We start from the raw sequence: 3,524 nt of genomic DNA, 5'->3' as shown, positions 1-3,524 counted from the left end.
TATTCCGGTGCTCAATCATCACCCCTTTTGGCACGCCCGTGGAGCCGGAAGTATAAATTACATAGGCTAAATGACGGTCAGTCAGCCCCGGTCTCTGCGGGTTGCTGTCCGCCTGGTCCGGCAATATATTGGGGTTCAGGACTGTCAGTCCGGTCAGCGCTGGCTTGCCCAGCGCCCCACACCCGGCCTCATCCGCCAGTATTACGGACGGCGCGGCATCATGCAGGATATGCGCCAGACGTTCACCCGGATAAGCCGGGTCTAACGGCACATAGGCCCCGCCGGCTTTCAGTACCGCCAATACCGCCACCACCATTGCCGGTGAACGTGACACGCAAATCGCCACGCGCTGATCCGGTCCGACACCCAGCGCCATCAGCTGATGGGCCAGCCGGTTGGCACGAGCATTGAGTTCGCCATAACTGAGGGTCTGCTCTTCACAGACTAATGCTATCGCGTCAGGCGTTTTCGCCACCTGCCGTTCAAACAACTGATGAATGCACAATTGCTCAGGATAGGCGGTTTCCGTGGCGTTCCAGGTTTTTAACAGCAACGTACGTTCCGCTTCCGGCAGAATTTCCAATGCCCGAACAGGCATGTCCGGAGCCTGCTCCAAGGCCGCCGCCAGACTTTCCAATGCCTGTTGCATATAACCGCACAGGCTTTCCGGATCAAACGGTTGCACTACCTGAGCCGTCAGCCCCAGGGCTTCCCCAAAATCCTCCACTGACAGCATTAACGGATAGTTGGTCCGCTCCTGTGCGCCCAGAAATTCAATACCACTGATAAGTTTATCTGACATTACCGGCAAGGCATTATGCCGATAATTCAACAGGCTATTAAAGAGGGGGAGTTCACCCGGCACACCGCTGCAACGCTGGGCCAGCGCCAGTGACGCGTGCTCATGTTCTAATAATCCGGCCAGCCGGGTATGAGCGGCCTGTACGCTGTTCCTTACCGGCGTTTCATCAATATCCAGACGCAGCGGCAGGGTATTGATAAACAGCCCCATGCCACTGTCAGCGCCTTCTCCCGCCTGCATACGCCCAAACAGCACGGTGCCAAACACGACATTCTTCTGACCACTGGTACGCGACAACACCTGTGCCCAGGCCAGATGACATAAAGCCGCCAGACTGACGCCCAGATGTCTAGCCTGACTGCGCAGACGGTCATTCAGCTCAGGCGCCAGCATCCGATGAGATTCCGTCATCTGAGATCCATCACGATGCACCTCCGTCAATCCGAACGACAGCGTGGGTTCATCCACCGCCGCCAGCATCTCGGTAAAGAAACGGGTATGCGCTTCCTGACTCTCCCCTAGCCGGACCTGCGCCACCAAATTGCGGAACGGTGTCGGCGCAGACAAGCTATCCTCCTGCCCCATCAGATACACCTGGACTTCGCGGTGCATCACTTCCATCGTTTCATGGTCGCCAATCAGGTGATGCAGCAATTGCAGGACAATCCAGCGGCCATCAGTCTCCTGCGCCACCACAAAACGCAATAACGGCGCTTCCCCCAGGTCGAGACGATGATGACGCGGATCAAAACGTCGGGTTAACTGATCACTGATCGCGCCGTCAGCCGGGTTTAATGTCAGTTCAGTCACCGACAATTGGGCCTGACGCCAGACCACCTGCGCCGGCACTGACAACCCTTGCCAGATAAAAGCGGTACGTAAGATATCGTGCCGATCAACCACTCGTTGAACCGCGTCCAGATAACGATCTAACAGAGACCGGTCAGCAAAAGCCATCTGACCCATCAACAGATACGGATCACCTTCATTTGCCAACAGATGATGAAATAAAATGCCATCCTGCAACGGCGACAACGCATAAATATCCTGAATATTGACGATCCCACCCGGTACCTGCGCGACGATGTGGTCAATATCAGGCTGAGTCAAGTCAATCAGCGGCAACATCTCCGGCGTCAGCGCCGTGGTTGCCGGGGTGATAACGTTAGGCGGCACGGTCACCGCCTGATGCTGTCCCAGTGACCGAGCCAGTTCAAACAGCACCGGAAACTGAAACAGATCACGCGCCGTCAGGGTCAATCCCAAGTGACGCAGGCGTTCAATCATCCGTATTGCGAGTAATGAATGGCCGCCCAGGGCAAAGAAACTGTCATACCGGCTTATCTGCTCAATCCCCAGTAACTCACGCCAAATCTCTGCTAGTGCAATTTCCGTTTCGCCCTGGGGCGCTTCGTAAACTTGATAAGCAAAGGCTTCATTGTCCGGCGCCGGTAGCGCACGACGATCCAGTTTACCATTCGGGGTCAACGGAAACGCCTCCAGACGCACAAAGGCGGACGGCACCATATAGTCAGGCAAAACGGTACTCAGGTAGGCACGCAGGCTGTTCACCAGCCCGTCATCCACGGGTGCCACCACATAGGCCACCAGCCGTTTATCCTCCCCTTCCCCCCGTACCAACACAGCAGCCTCACGCACCGCCGGGTGTTCTGCCAGCCGGGCTTCAATTTCCCCCGGTTCAATGCGGAAACCGCGGACTTTAACCTGCTGATCGTTGCGGCCCAGAAACTCCAGATTGCCATCCGGCATATAACGCGCCAAGTCCCCGGTACGGTACATGCGTGCATCCGGGTGATCACTGAACGGATCAACCAGAAAACGTTCAGCCGTCAATTCAGGATGATTAAGATAACCATAAGCAACCCCATCGCCCCCCACATAAATCTCCCCGACCGCCCCCAACGGCACCGGCTGACCATGCGTATCCAACAGATAAACCCGCGTGTTGGCTACCGGTCGGCCAATCGGGATACGGATCGCTCCCTGCGCTGATGCCGTGATACGGTATGTCGTGGTAAAGGTAGTGCCTTCACTCGGCCCATAGCCATTCAATAACTGTTGTGGCGGACTCGTGCTCAATACCTGCCCGATAACATGGGGATCAAGGGCATCTCCCCCGACAATCAGGAGCTTTATTTGCGGCAGAACCGGAGACAACTCCGCCGCCAGCTGGTTAAACAATCCGACACTCAGCCACAGCGCCGTTATTCGCTGAACCTGTAAAACTTGTACAAACTCCAGCGGTGTCAGCAAAGTGACACGATCGACCACCACTAACGCGCCGCCATTGAGCAACGGCGCCCAGACTTCAAACGTGCTGGCATCAAAAGCCGGGTTAGCAGCAAAAGCTACCCGATCACCCGGCCCAATTTCGGCATAGCCATTATTGATGACCAGCCGGACCACCGCCCGGTGCGGCACCAAGACCCCTTTGGGCGTACCAGTCGAGCCGGAGGTGTACATAATATATGCCAATCCGGTACTGGAACACGGTAATTCAGGGTTTAAACGATCGCTCTCTCTACTCGTATCTGTCTCATCAAAAAGACACAACAGGGGAACCGTCAGGTTAGCCGGAATATCCGCCCAGGTATCGGTGAGCAACAATTTGGCTGAGGAATCCCTCATTAGCCAGTTTTTCCGCTCATCCGGCATACTGGGATCAATCGGCACGTAAACGGCACCGGCTTTAAGAATAGCT

1 protein-coding gene is annotated in these 3,524 nt (G+C 55.9%); it reads right to left on the bottom strand.

From position 1 onward, the window contains the following. Window positions 1–3,524, bottom strand: a 3,524-nt coding sequence (locus ABR397_RS22110; RefSeq protein WP_350307594.1) for an amino acid adenylation domain-containing protein, incomplete at both ends; no start/stop codon positions are given.

The sequence above is a fragment of the Photorhabdus viridis genome (assembly GCF_040256935.1).
GTDB classification, from domain to species: Bacteria; Pseudomonadota; Gammaproteobacteria; order Enterobacterales; family Enterobacteriaceae; genus Photorhabdus; species Photorhabdus viridis.
Note: the sequence above shows the minus strand (reverse complement) of the source record. Positions and strands in the feature narration are given on the sequence as shown.